Genomic DNA, 15,599 nt, shown 5'->3' with positions numbered 1-15,599 from the left:
TGGAAACCGCCCGGCGGGCAGGCGCTGAAGCGCAGCCGTCCGCCGGGCGGGAGTCTTTACGGGCAGTCCTCAGGCGCCCGACTCCTCGTAGCGGGCGGCCAGGGCCGCCGCGCCGGACTCGGTCAGCGAGCCGTGCAGGCGCATCCGGGCCACCCCGCCGTCCGGGAAGGCGTCCAGGCGGACGTGGGTGACCACGGCCTGGGCGCGGAGCGGGAAGCGGTGCAGGGTGTCGGGCTGGAGGCGGGTGCGGGGGATGATCTCGAACCACTCGCCGGTCTCGCCGTTGCGGCCCTGGAGGGCGATCCAGCCGGCCGCGTTCCCCTTGAGGTAGGCGGTGTCGATCTCGACCGCGCGGACGGCGCCCTGGGCGGGCAGCCGGAAGCGCACCCAGTCGTTGGTGTCGCGGACCCGGCGGCGGCGGTTCTCCCAGCCGTCGTCCATCTTGCGGGAGGTGCCGGGCAGGATGATCTGGGTCGGTGAGGAGTAGAAGCGGTCGGAGGCGTCCTCGTAGCTTCCGCCGTTCAGGACCGAGATCAGGTCGAAGGTGCCGAGCGCGGCGAGCCAGGACGGGTCGGGGACGACCTCGCCGTGCACCCGCAGCCGGGCGATGCCGCCGTCGGGGTGCTGGCAGAGGCGGATGTGGGTGTAGCGGCGGTCGCCGGTGATCTCGAAGCCGTTGGCGGCGTGGCCGCGTACCGGGGTCTGCGGGACGATCTCGTCCCACTTGACGTCGTCCGCGAGGAGGGCTTCCGGGCTGGGCGAGCCCGGTACCGAGGTCGCCTGGACCGAGACGCGCTGCGGGTAGTTGCCGCGGAAGTGGGCGGTGTCGACGACGATCCCGCGGATGATGCCGGGGGCGCCGAGGCGGATCAGGGCCCAGTCGTGCTCCTCGGGGGCGGGGAAGGGGTGGGCGGCGTCCGCGCCGCGGCGGCGGCGGGTCTCCCAGCCGTCCATGATCTTGCCCTTGTGGCCGAAGTGCTCGGGGTCGAAGACCGCGCGCTCCCTGAGCAGGAGGTTTTCGCGCTGGGCGAAGAACTCGTCGTTGGCGGCGATCACGCCCGCGCCCAGGCGCCGGTCCGCGAGGTCGACCAGTTCGGTGAAGGGGAGCTCGGTGGTGCGGTAGTCGGCGTACGGGTCACCGCCGCCGTACGGGGCCGCGTCGTTGGCGTGGGGGTCGTTGTCCAGGGCGGGGGTCTCGCTCGCGTCGAAGGTCATGTGCTCACTGTCGTACAGACCATCGATCAGGTCCATCGAAAGTTTTCGCACATTTCGTTCAGCTCAGCTGAACGATGCTTCGCGCGCGGCGCTGACCTCCTTGAGCGCGGCCAGCACCCGGGCCACCGCGGGACCGGTCTCGGCCCCCTGCCGCACCGCCGCCACCACATGGCGCCGGGGCAGATCGGCGCCGAGCACCCGTAGCGCCACGCCCTTGCGGCGTTCCGCGGAGGCCATCCGGGGGATCAGCGCGACCCCCATGCCCGCCTCCACCATGGCCAGGATCGCGGTCCACCCGGAGGCGCTGTGGGCCTGCTCCGGGACGAACCCGGCGGCCTCGCAGGCGGCGGTGGTGATCTCCGACCACGGGCCGGAGCCGCCGAAGATCCACGGCTCCGCGGCGAGGTCGGCCAGCCGGAGTCCGGGGGATCCGGCCAGCCGGTGCCCGACGGGGAGGGCGACGTCGAGCGGGTCCGCGAGCAGCGGCAGCAGGGCGAACCGGGTGTCGCGCGCCGTCGGGGCGTGCGCGGCGAGCGAGAGCGCGAGGTCGACGTCACCGGCCGCGAGGAGCTCGTACGCCTCGGCGGCCTCGGCCTCCCGCACCCGCACCCCCGGTCCCGGCCTGCCGTCGGCGCCCAGCAGCTGGACGGCGGGGACGACGAGGGCGGGCACCGCGGTCGAGAACGCGCCGACCCGCACCTCCCCCGCCTCGCCCCGCAGGTAGCCGGTCAGTTCGGCGTCCGCGCGCTCCAGCTGGGCGAAGACCACTTCGGCGTGGCGGAGCACGAGGTGGGCGGCGTCGGTGAGCCTGACCCGCCTGCCCTGCGCCTCCAGCAGCGGCACGCCGAGCTGCTTGCCGAGGTTCGAGAGCTGCTGGGACACCGCGGAGGGGGTCATCATGAGCGCCTCCGCCGTCGCCGTGACGGTCCCGCGCTCGCTCAGCACCCGCAGGATCCGGAGCTTCTTGATGTCCCACTCGGTCATGTCCGCACATTAGCCGCCGGACGGTCCCGGACCCGGCCCGCCCCCAGCGCCACCCCGCCGAGGATCAGGGCCAGGCAGAGGAGCCCGCCCGGCCCGGTCGGCTCCCCCAGCAGGACGAAGGGGAGCCCGGCCACACAGACGGGCTGGAGGTAGTAGACGATCCCGGTCCGCACCGCGCCGATCAGCGCGACGGCCCGGTTCCAGGCGAAGAACGCGAGGGCCGAGGAGAACACCCCGACGTACAGCAGCGGCCCGACGGTGCCGGCCGTCGGCTCGAACCCGCCCTGGACGGCGACGCTGACCGCGAAGGCGGGCGCCGGCATCAGCGCGCCCAGCACGAAGGTGGCCAGGAGGAAGGCCGGTTGGCCGATCTCCGGGGGGCGGCGGCGCAGCAGGGCGCTGTATGAGGCGAAGCTGAGCATGGCGGCGAACATCCACAGGTCACCTGGGGCGACGTGCGGTGCGAGGGAGCCGTTGCCGACCAGCAGCAGAACTCCGGTGCAGGCGATGGCCATTCCGGCGATGCGGCGCCCGCCGAGCCGGTGGCCGCCGAGGCGTTCGTACACCGCCGTCACCACCGGTGAGGCGGCCATGATCATGCCCATCCGGCCGGCCGGGGTGGACAGGCCCGCCTGGTTGACCAGGGTGTTGTAGACGGTGATCCCGAGCAGTGCGGCGAGGGTGACGAAGCCCAGGTGGCGGCGGATCAACGCGCGTTGCCGCCAGGTCTCCCGCGCCGCGAGTGGGGCGACCGCCGCGACGGCGACGATCCAGCGCCAGAAGGCGGCCTGGACGGGCGGGACGGTGTCGTGCAGGGCGCGCGAGGCGACGAAGCTGCCGGACCAGACGACCGTCGCGACGAGGGCGAGCAGGAGGCCCGCCCCCGAGGTCCGCCGGGCCGCTGCCGCTCGTACCGTTTTCGGGGGAACCTCGCTGACATCGGTCACGGAGCCACCGTCACACCGGCCGAGCATTCAGGTCCATCGAATACTTCCGATGGTTTCATGAAGCAGAGCTTAACGATGAGGGAGTGGGCGGCTCACTGACGCACGACAGGGCGCCCCGGCGCGCTCGCGCACGTCGGGACGCCCTGGGACGTTATGGGTGCCGCGCAGGCCCTGTGTGCCGCGCGGCCGGGTGTCAGGCCTGCTGCTTCTTGGACTTGTCGAGGACCATGACCAGACCGGCGATGACCCCGAACAGCACCAGGGGGGCCACGACGAACAGGCCGATCGTGTCGATCACGCTCAGGCCGGGACCCGGGTCGTCGCCGTCGTCGCGGGTGAGCGCGAGCGCGGGGGACGTCATGAGCAGCATCATCAGCGTCGTTCCGGCGGCGACGGCGCCGGCGCGCATAGCGTTCTTCTTGTCCACGGTGCAAACGTAGCGAACGGCTACGAGGGCCGCGCGCCCGGGGGTGCCGTACGGGCCCTTCCGGGCTCCTGGCGGGGGTTGAGCACCTCCATCAGCCGGTGCAGCCGGGGGGAGGCGGCCAGTTCCTCCAGGGTGACCGGCCGGCCCTCCGCATCGGCGATGGGCAGCCGCCAGTTGGGGTACTCGTCCCAGGTGCCAGGCAGGTTCTGCGGGCGGCGGTCACCGACCGTGTCGGGCAGCCAGACCCCGGTCATCCGGGCCGGGGTGCGCAGCAGGAAGCGGTGGACGGCGCGGACGGCCGCCTCCTCCTCGCCACCGCCCTCGGGGAGCAGGCCGAGCCGGGAGAGCAGGCCGAGCCACTCCGCGGTGTCCGCGCCGTCCTCCGTGCGCTCCTGGTCCAGCGGGCGGGTGAGCAGGCCGAGGCGGTGGCGCAGCGTCACATGGTCGCCGGTCAGCCGGGCGGCGGTGGAGGGCAGATCGTGCGTGGTGGCGGTGGCCAGGCAGTCCTCGCGCCACTCCTCGGGGGCCAGCGGGCGGCCGGTGCCCGCCCAGTCCCGCTCGAACCAGAGGACGGAGGTGCCGAGGACGCCGCGCCGGGCGAGCGCCTCACGGACGCCCGGTTCGACGGTGCCGAGGTCCTCCCCCACGACGACGGCGCCCGCCCGGTGGGCCTCCAGGACGAGCACGGCGAGCATCGCCTCGGCGTCCTGACTGACATAGGTGCCCTCGGTCGGCGGACGGCCCTCCGGCACCCACCAGAGCCGGAACAGGCCCATCACGTGGTCGATGCGCAGGGCCCCGGCCCGGCCGAGGATCCCGCGCAGCAGACCCCGGAACGGGGCATAGCCGGAGGCGGCCAGCGCGTCGGGACGCCAGGGCGGCAGGCCCCAGTCCTGGCCGCGGGCGTTGAAGGCGTCCGGGGGCGCGCCGACGGACATGCCGTGCGCGAAGGCGTCCTGCTGGGCCCAGGTGTCGGCGCCGCCGGGGTGCACGCCGACCGCGAGGTCGTGGACGATCCCGACGGCCATCCCGGCGTCCCGGGCGGCGCGCTGGGCGTCGGCCAGCTGAGTGTCGGTCAGCCAGGCGAGCCGGCAGTGGAAGTCGACCCGGTCGAGCAGTTCGCCCCGGGCGCGGGCAGTCTCCCGGGAGCGGGGGTCGCGCAGCCCGGCCGGCCAGCTGTGCCAGTCGGAGCCGTGCACCTCGGCCAGGGCGTACCACAGGGCGTGGTCCTCCAGGGCCGGTCCCTGCCGGGCGAGGAAGTCGCAGTACTCGGCGCGGCGGCCGGGCGTGAGGGGGACGGCCGCGAGGATGGCGAGGGCCTGCCGCTTGAGCTCCCAGACGGCGTCGCGGTCGATCAGGGCGCCCTTGTTCAGTACGCCGTCGCTGAGCTCGGCGGCCCGGCGGCGCAGCTCGTCGAGAGCGGCCCGGTCGGCCGCGTGCCCGTACTCCGGGACGGACTCGACGCGCAGGTGCACCGGGTCGGGGAAACGCCGCGAGGACGGGCGGTAGGGGGACGGGTCGGTGGGGGTGCCCAGGACCGCCGCGTGCAGCGGGTTCACCTGGACGAAGGAGGCCCCGAGGCACCGCCCGGACCAGGACGCGAGGTCGGCGAGGTCACCGAGGTCGCCCATGCCCCAGGAGCGGGCGGAGAGCAGGGAGTAGAGCTGTACGAGGAAGCCGTGACCGCGCGGCGGCTGCGGGACGCGGGTCGGGGCGACGATCAGCGTGCAGGACTCCGCGGGCCGCTCCGGCGCGCGGGCGGTCAGCCGGTGCACGCCGAGCGGGGGTTCGGCCCACCAGCCGGGCGCGGGCGCACCGCTCACCGCACCGGCCGCCTGGCCGGGCGCTCGGCCGGAAACGGCCACCGCGCCGGGCGTCTGGCCGGAAACGGTCGGAGCCGTGCTCCTGGAGGGGATCCGCATCCGGGCCGGCCGGACGGGACCGGACTCCTCCGGGCGGACGGACTCCTCGGGGCGGACGGTCAGCTCCGTGCCGGGGGGCAGTACGGTCAGCGCCGGGGGCAGCGGTTCCCCGGTCCACACCACGAGCGTGGGCGGGAGCAGCCGGGAGCCGGCCGCGGACTCGGCGGCGGCGAGCGCCTCCTGAACCGCCTCCGGCGTGGCGGCGTCGACACCGAGCGCGGCGAGCACCGCGACGACCGTGCCGTCGGGGACGGGCACCGTGACGTCGGCGGACGGGGAGTACGAGGCGGCGACGCCGTGCAGTGCGGCGAGCCGGGACAGGCCCATTCAGACTCCTGGGGACTCCATGCCCCAAGCGCTGCCGGAGGAAGCCGGCTCGCTGGTCAGCGGGGCGAGGACGGCGAGCGGGGGCTCGCTGGTCAGAGGCGTGGCGTCAGCGAGCGGGGGCTCACTGGTCAGCGGTATGGCGTCGGCCAGCGGGGCCTCGCTGGTGAGCGGTCCGGGGCCGGGGACGGTGGCGGGGCAGGCGCTGATCAGCGGGGCGGGTCCCGGCACCTGTTTCGTCAGGGCGGAGAGCAGGAGCTGCGCGGCATCGGGCATGGTGGCCTCCTGGCCGTGGAGAGCAGGACACAGCAGACCTACCCAGCGGACGCGTCCGCAGACGTAGGCGTTATGACAACGAGTTCAACGTGCTCTGGGTCACAATCCGTTCCCCGGAGGCGGATTCCCCGTAAGACGTCCGTCGTTTTCGGCCATTCGGCGCCATCTTTCGCGTGACGCGGCGTCAGCCGCACCCGCCCCGTCCCATCCGCCACAACGGGCATTTGCACCACAACGACCACGCACATTGACACCCTCGCGCGCGGGTGGTGGGCTCGGAGCCCACCAGTGGGAGCGAGGGGAGAACGGGCATGCGGCTCAGGCGCAGGAAGCAGGCGGCGGCGGTCGCCGTGGCCGTGCTCGGCGGGCTCCTCTCCACCGGAGCCCCGGCCGCCTTCGCCGCCCCCGCGCCGCCCGGAACGCCCGTCTCCAGCACCCCCGACCGCACGGACGACGGCGCGCTGCCCACCGTGTGGCCCCGGCCGCAGAGCATCAAGGCGTCCGGCTCCGCCGTACCACTGTCCGGCGAGGTCACCCTGGTGGCCGACGCGCGGGCCGACCCGTACGCCGTCACCGCGCTCCGCGAGGTGCTGCGCGACGCGGGCGTGCGGACCGTCCACGAATCCCTGCCGGGGCGCGGCCCCGTCATCCGGTTCGGCGGCGACGGAGCCCTGGACGCGCTGCGCACCCTGCGCGCCCCGGAGCGCGGCGATCTGCCCGCCGGCGGCTACCGGATCGCGGCCGGCCACGTCGCGGGGCGGGACACCGTCGCCATGGACGGCCTGGGTGAGGACGGGCTGTTCCACGCGGTGCAGACCCTGCGTCAGCTGATCCGGGGCGGCAGCGTCGCCGGGGCCACCGTCCGGGACTGGCCCTCCAGTGCCGTGCGCGGGATGACCGAGGGCTTCTACGGGCAGCCCTGGACCCAGACCGAACGCCTCTCCCAGCTCGGCTTCATGGGGCGCACCAAGCAGAACCGGTACCTGTACGCGGCGGGCGACGACCCCTACCGGCAGGCCCGCTGGCGCGACCCGTACCCCGCGGACCGGCGCGCCGACTTCCGCGCGCTCGCGGAGCGGGCCGCCGCCGAACACGTGACGCTCGGCTGGGCCGTGGCACCCGGCCAGTCGATGTGCCTGTCCTCCGAGCGCGATGTGAAGGCGCTGACGAAGAAGATCGACGCGATGTGGGCGCTCGGGGTGCGGGCCTTCCAGGTGCAGTTCCAGGACGTCAGCTACAGCGAATGGCACTGCTCGGCCGACGCCGACGCCTTCGGTGACGGACCGAGGGCGGCGGCCAGGGCGCAGGCCCGCGTGGTGAGCGCGGTGGCCCAGCACCTCGCGGAGCGCCATCCGGACGCGCAGCCGCTGTCGATGATGCCGACGGAGTTCTACCAGGACGGGGCGACCGACTACCGCACCGAGCTGGCCAAGGAGCTCGACGACCGGGTGCAGGTCGCCTGGACCGGCGTCGGGGTGGTGCCGAGGACCATCACCGGCGGCGAACTGGCCGGTGCGCGCGCCACGTTCCGCCATCCGCTGGTCACGATGGACAACTACCCGGTCAACGACTACGCGCAGGACCGGATCTTCCTCGGTCCGTACACCGGCCGCGACCCGGCGGTCGCCATCGGTTCCGCCGCCCTGCTGGCCAATGCGATGGAGCAGCCGTCCGCCTCCCGGATCCCGCTGTTCACCGCCGCCGACTTCGCCTGGAACCCGAAGGGCTACCAGCCGCAGCAGTCCTGGCAGGCGGCCATCGACGACCTCGCGGGCACGGACCCCGGCAGCCGGGACGCGCTGCGCGCCCTGGCCGGGAACAGCGCCGCCTCGGTGCTGGGCGGCGACGAATCGGCGTACCTGAAGCCGCTGCTCGCCGCGTTCTGGAAGACCCATGGCGGGACGGACGCCTCGGCGCGTGACAAGGCGGCGGCCCGGCTGCGTTCCGCGTTCACCGTGATGCGCGAGACCCCGCAGCGGCTGGCCGGGCTCGCCGACGGGCGGCTCGACGACGAAGTGCGGCCGTGGACCGAGCAGTTGTCCCGGTACGGCAGGGCGGGCGAGCTGGCCGTCGATCTGCTCCAGGCCCAGGCACGCGGCGACGGGGCGGCCGCCTGGCAGGCGTCGCTGGCCCTGGAGCCGGTGAGCAGGTCCGTGAAGGGGAGCGGCGCGACGGTCGGCAAGGGGGTGCTCGGCCCGTTCCTGGACCGGGCGCGCAAGGAGGCCGACGCCTGGACCGGGGCGGACCGCGACAACGGCACGGTGACCGAGGCGCAGGGCAGCTACACGGTGCGCCTGGACCGGGCCCGTCCGCTGGCGGCCGTCACCGCGACCGCCGTGCCGGACGGCGGCGCCACCCCGGCGGACGCGACGGTCCAGGCCCATGTGCCCGGCGAGGGCTGGCACAGCCTCGGCGCGCTCTCGTCGAGCGGCTGGACCCAGACCGGGGGCCAGGGCCTGCGGGCCGACGCGGTCCGGATCAGCTGGCCGACCGTCACCCCCTCGATCACCGGCGCGCCGCCGCTGATCATCCCGCCGCTCGCGGGCGCGGCCCCGTCGGCGGGAACGGCGCCCCGGGTGCGCTCGCTGGTGCCGTGGTTCGGCGACGAACCCGCGGCCCGGCTCGACCTCGCGCACGGCGCGACGGACGCGGAGATCGGCGGCAAGCCGCAGCGGGTCGAGGCCCGGCTCTCACCCGGCCGTCCGGCCGAGGTGAAGGGCTCGCTCACCGCCAAGGCGCCCAAGGGCATCAAGGTGCGGCTGCCCAAGCAGACGACCGTCCAGCGCGGTTCCCGTACGGACGTGCCCGTGGAGATCACCGTGCCCGCGGACACCCCGGCGGGCGAGTACGAGGTGCCGTTCTCCTTCGGCGCGGAGGAGACCACCCTGACCGTCCGGGCCTTCCCGCGCACCGCGGGCCCCGACCTGCTCCGTACGGCCACCGCCTCCTCCTCGGGTGACGAGACGGCGGACTTCCCCGCGTCTGCCGCGTCGGACGGCGACCCGGAGACCCGCTGGTCCTCCCCCGCGGAGGACGGCGCCTGGTGGCAGGCCGAACTGCCCGCCCCGGCCCGGCTCGGGCAGGTGGTGCTGGACTGGCAGGACGCGTACGCCTCCCGCTACCGCGTACAGGTCTCCGCCGACGGCCGCACCTGGCGCACCGCGGCCACCGTCCGCGAGGGCAGGGGCGGCCACGAGTCGGTCCGGATGGACGCGAAGGACACCCGGTTCATCAGGATCCAGGGCGACGGGCGGGCCACCGAGTACGGCTACTCGCTCTGGTCGGTCCAGGCGTACGCCGTCGCGGGGTAGCGGCGGCAACACCCCCTGGACCGAGCGCTGTTCCCTCCGCTCACCACGTGCCGGGGTTTTCACGCCGTACTATTCACTCAGTACATATACCGAGTATATAGTCGCCGCCATGAGCATCCGTCACGTCCTCCTCGGGCTGCTTGCCGGGGGGTCCAACCATGGGTACGAGCTGAAACGGCGGTACGACGAACTCTTCCCGCAGGCCCGCCCCCTGGCGTACGGCCAGGTCTACACAACCCTGCAACGCCTGGTGCGGGACGGCCTGGCCTCGGTCGAGGGCACCGATTCCGACGGCGGGCCGGAGCGCACCCTCTACCGGTCCACGGACGAGGGCGCGCGCGAGCTCGCCCACTGGGCCGGCGAGACCGCGCCGCCCGCGCCCTTCGTGACGAACGAGATCTTCGCCAAGGTCGTCACCTCGATCCTCGTCGCGGCGGCCGTCGGCGGCGACCGCACCGCGGACGCGGCCGCCTACCTCCAGGCCCAGCGCGCCGCGCACATGGCACGGATGCACGAACTGACCCAGCTCAAGACCACGCCCGGGGCGGGCCTCAGCACGGTCCTCTCGGCCGACTACGCCCTGAACCATCTGGACGCCGACGTCCGGTGGATGGCCACCACGGCGACCCGCCTCGCAACCCTGACCACGGAGGTCCAGCCGACATGAGCAGCAGAGCCGACCGGCCCACGGCACCGGCGCCACTGATCACCGCCACCGGACTGACGAAGCGGTACGGACGGACCGAGGCACTGCGCGGCGCCTCGGTCGAACTCCGCGCCGGCGAGATCCTCGCCGTCACCGGAGCCAGCGGCAGCGGGAAGTCCACGCTGCTGCACTGCCTCGCGGGCATCGTCCGCCCCGACGAGGGCACGGTCGGCTACGGGGACGAGCAGCTCGGCCTGGTGCCGGAGGCGCGCCTCAGCGAGTTGCGGCGTACCGACTTCGGTGTGGTGTTCCAGTTCGGGCAGCTGATCCCCGAGCTCACCGCGCTCGACAACGTGGCGCTGCCCCTCCTGCTCGCGGGAACCGGCCGCGCCGAGGCACAGCGGCAAGCGGACTCCTGGCTGGAGCGCTTCGGCGTACGCGGACAGGCCGAGCTGCGGCCCGGCGAGCTGAGCGGCGGTCAGAGCCAGCGGGTCGCGCTGGCGCGGGCCCTGATCACCGGGCCGAAGGCCGTCTTCGCGGACGAGCCGACCGGCGCCCTGGACTCCCTCGCGGGCGAACAGGTGATGACCGCTCTGGTGCACGCCACCCGTGAGTCCGGCACCGCGGTGCTGCTCGTCACGCACGACGCGCAGATCGCCGCGTACGCGGACCGGGAGGTATGGCTGCGCGACGGGGCCGTGCACTCCGGCGCGACCCGGTTCACCGTCCAGGAGGCGGCCCGCCATGAGGACTGACGCACGCATCGCCTGGACCCTGGTCCTCGGTTCCGACCGCCGTGAGTGGTGGCGGATCGCGCTCACCTCGGTGGGCGCGCTGCTCGCCACCGGCCTGGCCCTCGCTGCGGTCACGGTGTCCTCGGTCCAGGGGCAGGCGTCCATCGCGTTCGGACACGGGCTGCTGAATCAGCCCGGCCGGCGCGCGGGTGTGGTGGCGACCCTGGTGCTCCTGCTCGTCCCGGTCTTCGGCTTCCTGGGCCAGTGCGCCCGGATCGGCGCCGTTCACCGGGACCGGCGGACGGCCGCGCTGCGGCTCGCCGGGGCGTCACCCCGGCAGGTGCGGCGGATCGCCGCTCTGGAGTCCGGGCCGGCCTGCCTGGTGGGCGCGGCCGCCGGCGCCGCCGTGTTCGCCTCGGTCCTCGCCGGCTCCGACCGTACGCCGCCGCCCCCGGCCTGGGCGGGCTTCGTGCTGGTCGTGCTCGGCGTGCCGGTGGCCGCCGCGCTGGTCAGCGGGTTCGCGCTGCGCAGGGTGATCGCCGCACCGCTGGGCCGGCTGCGCCGGACAGGGCACGAGCCCGGCCGGCGAACGGCGCTCGCGCTCCTGCTTCCGGGGGTCGTACTCGCCGCGGCGGCCCTTCTCCTCTTCCTCTCGGACGGCCGTTCCGACGTCGGCCCGCTCCTGCCGCTGGTGGTCTCCCTGGTGCTGCTCTCGTCCGGGGGCGCGCTCTGGACGGCCGGGGCCTCGGCCGCCTTCATGGGCCGCCGTCTGACGGCCGGGGCGAGGAGCCCCGCGGTGCTGATCGCCGCCGGCCGGCTGCGTCAGGACCCATGGGCCGCCGCGCGCACCCACGCCGCGCTGCTGCTGGTGACCGTCGTCGGCACGGGCTTCGTGGGAGTACGGGAGGTCATGCTCGCCGTCCTGCGCGACCGGGACGGCTACGCACCGGTGGACCTGGACTTCTACACCACCGGCCTCGACCTCACCGGGGCAGCCGTCCTGGTCGCCCTCTTCGTCGGCCTCTGCGGGCTGGTCGTGGGCGCGGCGGAGTCCCTCGCCACCCGCCGCCGGGGGCTCGCCGCGCAGGCCGCGGCCGGGGTGCCGCGAGCGGTGCTGACCAGGGCGCTGCTCCTGGAGACCGCGCTGCCGCTGGCCCCGGCGACGCTGCTGGCGGGCATCGGTGGCATGACGGTGCACCTCGCGTACGCCACCCTCGTCACCCCGGGCAGCTTCCCCTCGATGCTCCCGCTCCTGGTGCCCGTGGCGGTGTACGCCGCCTGCCTGCTGGCCGCCGCGACGGCACTGCCGCTGCTGCGGCGCATGGCGCGCCCCGCGGAGCTGCGGTTCACCTGAGGGCTGGCCGGTAACCGGCTCAGGCGGAGATTCCGTCGATCCGAGCCATCGCGTCGTCCGCTCCGAACGGCTGCAGATAGGGCAGCCAGCGGGGGTCGCGGTGGCCCGTGCCGATGATCCGCCAGGCGAGTCCGGTCGGCGGGGCGGGCGGCTGGTGGAGCCGCCAGCCGAGTTCGGGCAGGTGGCGGTCGGCCTTGACGTGGTTGCAGCGGCGGCAGGCCGCCACCACGTTCTCCCAGGCGTGCTGCCCGCCCCGGCTGCGCGGAATGACGTGGTCGACGCTGGTCGCGGCGGCGCCGCAGTACATGCAGCGCCCGCCGTCCCTGGCGAAGAGCGCCCGGCGGGTCAGCGGGACGGGGCCCCGGTAGGGGACGCGCACGAACCGCTTCAGGCGGACGACGCTGGGGGCCGGAACGGCACGGGTGGCACTGTGCATGAGGGCGCCGGACTCCTCAAGGCAGATGGCCTTGTTCTCCAGGACGAGGACGAGCGCGCGGCGGAGCGGTACGACGCCGAGCGGCTCGTACGACGCGTTGAGAACCAGGACGTGCGGCACGGTTGATGCCTCCTTGTACGCCGGCGGCGCGTGGCTCGCGCCGGGACGATCCGATCTCAGTCTCCCCTCCGGCCTGGTCAAAGCGCCACCACGTCCGGGTAACGGGCCGGAAGGATTTTCCTTCCGGCCGTGCCGTCCCAGCGGCGGAAAGGCACCGGAACAGGCGCTTCGGGGGCCCTGCCGCCGGCCGCCGCACCCGGTGTGCGATCGGCCACACGCGGCGCCGCAGACCGGGACCCTTACCTCCTCCATATCCCCGGGTGAGACGCGTCTCTCCCCCGGATCACGGCAACGGAGCACGCCCGATGCCCCGTTAGTGTGGTTGGTCAGCGCTCGCCCAACTGGAGGTTTCGCCGTGTCCCTGTCCGCCCTGTTGGCCGCAGCCCAGTCACCCGAGCCGGGTGGCTCGCTGGACGAAGCCGCCAAGCAGGCAGGCAACGCCGCGGGCTGGGTGGAGCAGAACTGGTCCACCTGGCTGAACACCGGTCTGCGGATCGTGCTCATCGCCGCCATCGCGATCGTGTTGCGCATCGCGGTCCGCCGTACCCTGACCAAGCTCATCGAGCGCATGAACCGCAGCGCCCAGGCGGTGGAGGGCACCGCGCTGGGCGGGCTGCTGGTCAACGCCGAGCGCCGCCGCCAGCGCTCGGAGGCGATCGGCTCCGTACTCCGTTCGGTGGCCTCGTTCCTGATCCTCGGCACCGCCGCCCTGATGATCCTGGGCGCGTTCCAGATCAACCTGGCCCCGCTGCTGGCCTCAGCCGGGGTGGCCGGGGTGGCGCTCGGCTTCGGCGCCCGCAACCTGGTCACCGACTTCCTCTCCGGCGTCTTCATGATCCTTGAGGACCAGTACGGCGTCGGCGACACCATCGACGCGGGCGTCGCCTCCGGAGAGGTCATCGAGGTCGGCCTGCGGGTCACCAAGCTGCGCGGCGAGAACGGTGCGATCTGGTACGTCCGCAACGGCGAGGTGAAGCGGATCGGCAACCTCAGCCAGGGCTGGTCCACCGCGGGCATCGACGTGCAGGTGCGCCCCACGGAGGACCTCGACCAGGTCCGTACGGTGATCACGGAGGCCGCCCAGCTGATGGCCAAGGACGACCCGTGGACCGAGCGTCTGTGGGGTCCGGTGGAGATCCTGGGCCTGGACACGGTGCTGCTGGACTCGATGACGGTCCGGGTGACCGCCAAGACGATGCCGGGGCAGGCCGTGGGCGTGGAGCGCGAGCTGCGCTGGCGGATCAAGCACGCCTTCGACGAGGCGGGCATCCGGATGATCGGCGGCATCCCGGCCCAGCCCGACGAGGCAGCGGCGGCCGACCCGACGGCCGGTATGGCCGCCCCGTCCGCGTACGCCTCCGCCACCTCGCCGCAGTCCCTGGCGGCGACCCCGATAGTCCAGCCCCCGAACATCGCGAAGTAACGCTCTTCCGTTCGAGTGAGGGGTGCCCCGCGAAGGCCTGCGGGGTGCCCCTCACTCGTTGTCTCCAGCGGCCGCCGCTGGATGCCCTGCCGTCAACTCGGTTCGGGCGGCGCCCTGTTGGGAATGCCTCCTCAGGCGCCTCCCGACGGGCGAGGATCCGCACCGCCCACCGTCCAGGTAACGCTTTGGTTGCCACAGCGCTGCAGCCCATTGACGCCCCGGTGACACGCGCCCTACGGTCCTCACACCGAATAGGAAAGTTTCCTAACAGAGGGCAGGTGCAGTGGTCATGGCCGGAACCACACCGGGAACCCCCCGCGTTCTGCGGGCCATGAACGACCGGGCCGCCCTCGACCTGCTGGTCGCCCAGGGGCCCCTCACCCGGACCCGGATCGGCGAGCTCACCGGGCTCTCCAAGCCCACCGCGTCCCAGCTGCTGACCCGGCTGGAGGCCGCGGGGCTGGTCCGTTCGACCGGCAGCCAGGGCGGGCGCCCCGGCCCGAATGCCGTGCTGTACGAGATCAACCCGTCCGCCGCCCATGTGGCCGCGCTCTCCGTCGGGCCCACCGGCATCGACGCGGTCGTCGCCGACATCACCGGCACCGTGGTCGGCTCGTGCCGCGTGGAGGCCGAGGCGGTCGAGGAGGACGTACGCCACCGCACCGCCCAGCTCGTCGCGGAAGCGGTGGACGGCGCCCTCGACCGGGTCGGTCTCGGCCATGACGATCTGCAGAGCGTGGTGATCGGCACGCCGGGCGCGATCGACCGGCACACCGGCCAGCTGCGCTACGCCCCGCACCTGCCCGGCTGGCACTCGCGCACCCTGCTCGCCGACCTCGCGGAGGTGGTCGGCAGGCCGGTCACCATCGAGAACGACGTGAACCTCGCCGCCATCGCCGAACAGTACGAGGGCGCCGCGCAGGACCACGACGACTTCGTGCTCGCCTGGCTCGACGAAGGCGTCGGCGCCGCCATCGTGCTGGGCGGAACCCTGCTGCGCGGGGCCACCGGCGGCGCCGGGGAGATCGGTTACATGCCGCTGCCAGGTGCCCCGCTCGCCCGCGGCAACGCGGCCGACTGGGCGAGGCCGGACGCGGGCGGCGGTTTCCAGAGCCTGGTCTCCTCCCCAGCCGTACAGGACCTGGCGGGCGGCAGGCCGCCGGCCGAGGCCCTGGCCGACGAGGCCGTCCGCGACGAGGTCGCCCGCAGGCTGGCCACCGGCCTCGCCGCCATTGTGGCCGTCGTCGACCCCGAACTGGTCGTCCTGTCCGGTGTCGTGGCCCAGGCCGGCGGAGAGGCCCTCCGCGAGCGGGTCGAGGCCGAGCTGACCGGCCTCGCGCTGCCGAGACCGCTGCTGCGCATCAGCGACATCGAGGGCGACCCGATCTTGACCGGCGCACTGCGCACCGCTCTCGCCCAGGCGCGCGACACCACCTTCGACACCGCCTGAGCGACGCGCCACCCCTGCCACCGTCCCCGG

Annotated in this window: 13 protein-coding genes; 6 read left to right on the top strand and 7 right to left on the bottom strand. The window is 74.1% G+C overall.

The features are described 5' to 3' along the window. Positions 1–69 precede the first annotated feature (69 nt). The 6 genes from alc to RLT59_RS26290 all read right to left on the bottom strand — a co-directional run bounded on the left by alc (position 70) and on the right by RLT59_RS26290 (position 6,095). Positions 70–1,215: an allantoicase gene (gene alc, locus RLT59_RS26315; protein ID WP_311307865.1), complete on the bottom strand. Its 1,146-nt coding sequence runs from the start codon at positions 1,213–1,215 to the stop codon at positions 70–72. 63 nt (positions 1,216–1,278) lie between these two features. Next, on the bottom strand, positions 1,279–2,199 hold the full coding sequence (locus RLT59_RS26310; RefSeq protein ID WP_311305687.1) for a LysR substrate-binding domain-containing protein: 921 nt from the start codon (positions 2,197–2,199) through the stop codon (positions 1,279–1,281). Next, positions 2,196–3,173, bottom strand: a complete 978-nt coding sequence (locus RLT59_RS26305; protein WP_399126125.1) for a DMT family transporter — start codon at positions 3,171–3,173, stop codon at positions 2,196–2,198. Before RLT59_RS26305 ends, RLT59_RS26310 begins: the two co-directional genes overlap by 4 nt. Positions 3,174–3,339: 166 nt before the next feature. Beyond that, a complete protein-coding gene (locus RLT59_RS26300; RefSeq protein ID WP_073738998.1) occupies positions 3,340–3,555 on the bottom strand; it encodes a hypothetical protein in 216 nt (71 codons plus the stop codon). A gap of 38 nt (positions 3,556–3,593) precedes the next feature. Continuing rightward, positions 3,594–5,822: a 4-alpha-glucanotransferase gene (malQ, locus tag RLT59_RS26295; protein ID WP_311305686.1), complete on the bottom strand. Its 2,229-nt coding sequence runs from the start codon at positions 5,820–5,822 to the stop codon at positions 3,594–3,596. Next, positions 5,823–6,095, bottom strand: coding sequence for a hypothetical protein (locus RLT59_RS26290; RefSeq protein WP_311305685.1), 273 nt, complete (start codon positions 6,093–6,095; stop codon positions 5,823–5,825). A gap of 311 nt (positions 6,096–6,406) precedes the next feature. Between RLT59_RS26290 and RLT59_RS26285 the strand changes: the two genes are divergently transcribed. The 4 genes from RLT59_RS26285 to RLT59_RS26270 all read left to right on the top strand — a co-directional run bounded on the left by RLT59_RS26285 (position 6,407) and on the right by RLT59_RS26270 (position 12,140). Then, a complete protein-coding gene (locus RLT59_RS26285) occupies positions 6,407–9,406 on the top strand; it encodes a glycoside hydrolase family 84 protein (RefSeq protein ID WP_311305684.1) in 3,000 nt (999 codons plus the stop codon). Between the two features lie 109 nt (positions 9,407–9,515). Continuing rightward, positions 9,516–10,073 carry a PadR family transcriptional regulator gene (locus RLT59_RS26280; RefSeq protein WP_311305683.1) on the top strand — a complete coding sequence of 186 codons (558 nt, stop codon included), beginning with the start codon at positions 9,516–9,518 and terminating at the stop codon, positions 10,071–10,073. Beyond that, positions 10,070–10,807: an ABC transporter ATP-binding protein gene (locus RLT59_RS26275; RefSeq protein ID WP_311305682.1), complete on the top strand. Its 738-nt coding sequence runs from the start codon at positions 10,070–10,072 to the stop codon at positions 10,805–10,807. The genes RLT59_RS26280 and RLT59_RS26275 overlap by 4 nt, the downstream gene beginning before the upstream one ends. Then, entirely contained in the window at positions 10,797–12,140 is a 1,344-nt protein-coding gene (locus RLT59_RS26270) for an FtsX-like permease family protein (RefSeq protein WP_311305681.1), read from the top strand. Before RLT59_RS26275 ends, RLT59_RS26270 begins: the two co-directional genes overlap by 11 nt. A gap of 19 nt (positions 12,141–12,159) precedes the next feature. Here RLT59_RS26270 and RLT59_RS26265 read toward each other — a convergent pair whose 3' ends face one another. Next, positions 12,160–12,696 carry an HNH endonuclease gene (locus RLT59_RS26265; RefSeq protein WP_073738992.1) on the bottom strand — a complete coding sequence of 179 codons (537 nt, stop codon included), beginning with the start codon at positions 12,694–12,696 and terminating at the stop codon, positions 12,160–12,162. 355 nt (positions 12,697–13,051) lie between these two features. Between RLT59_RS26265 and RLT59_RS26260 the strand changes: the two genes are divergently transcribed. Next, positions 13,052–14,119: a mechanosensitive ion channel family protein gene (locus tag RLT59_RS26260; RefSeq protein ID WP_311305680.1), complete on the top strand. Its 1,068-nt coding sequence runs from the start codon at positions 13,052–13,054 to the stop codon at positions 14,117–14,119. A 289-nt stretch (positions 14,120–14,408) separates the two neighbouring features. Further along, positions 14,409–15,569 (top strand): ROK family transcriptional regulator, encoded by a 1,161-nt coding sequence (locus RLT59_RS26255; RefSeq protein WP_311305679.1) that lies wholly within the window; start codon positions 14,409–14,411, stop codon positions 15,567–15,569. Positions 15,570–15,599: the final 30 nt, after the last annotated feature.

The sequence above is a fragment of the Streptomyces sp. ITFR-6 genome, from assembly GCF_031844725.1.
Taxonomy (GTDB): Bacteria; Actinomycetota; Actinomycetes; order Streptomycetales; family Streptomycetaceae; genus Streptomyces.
This window is presented reverse-complemented; position numbering and strand designations above follow the sequence as displayed.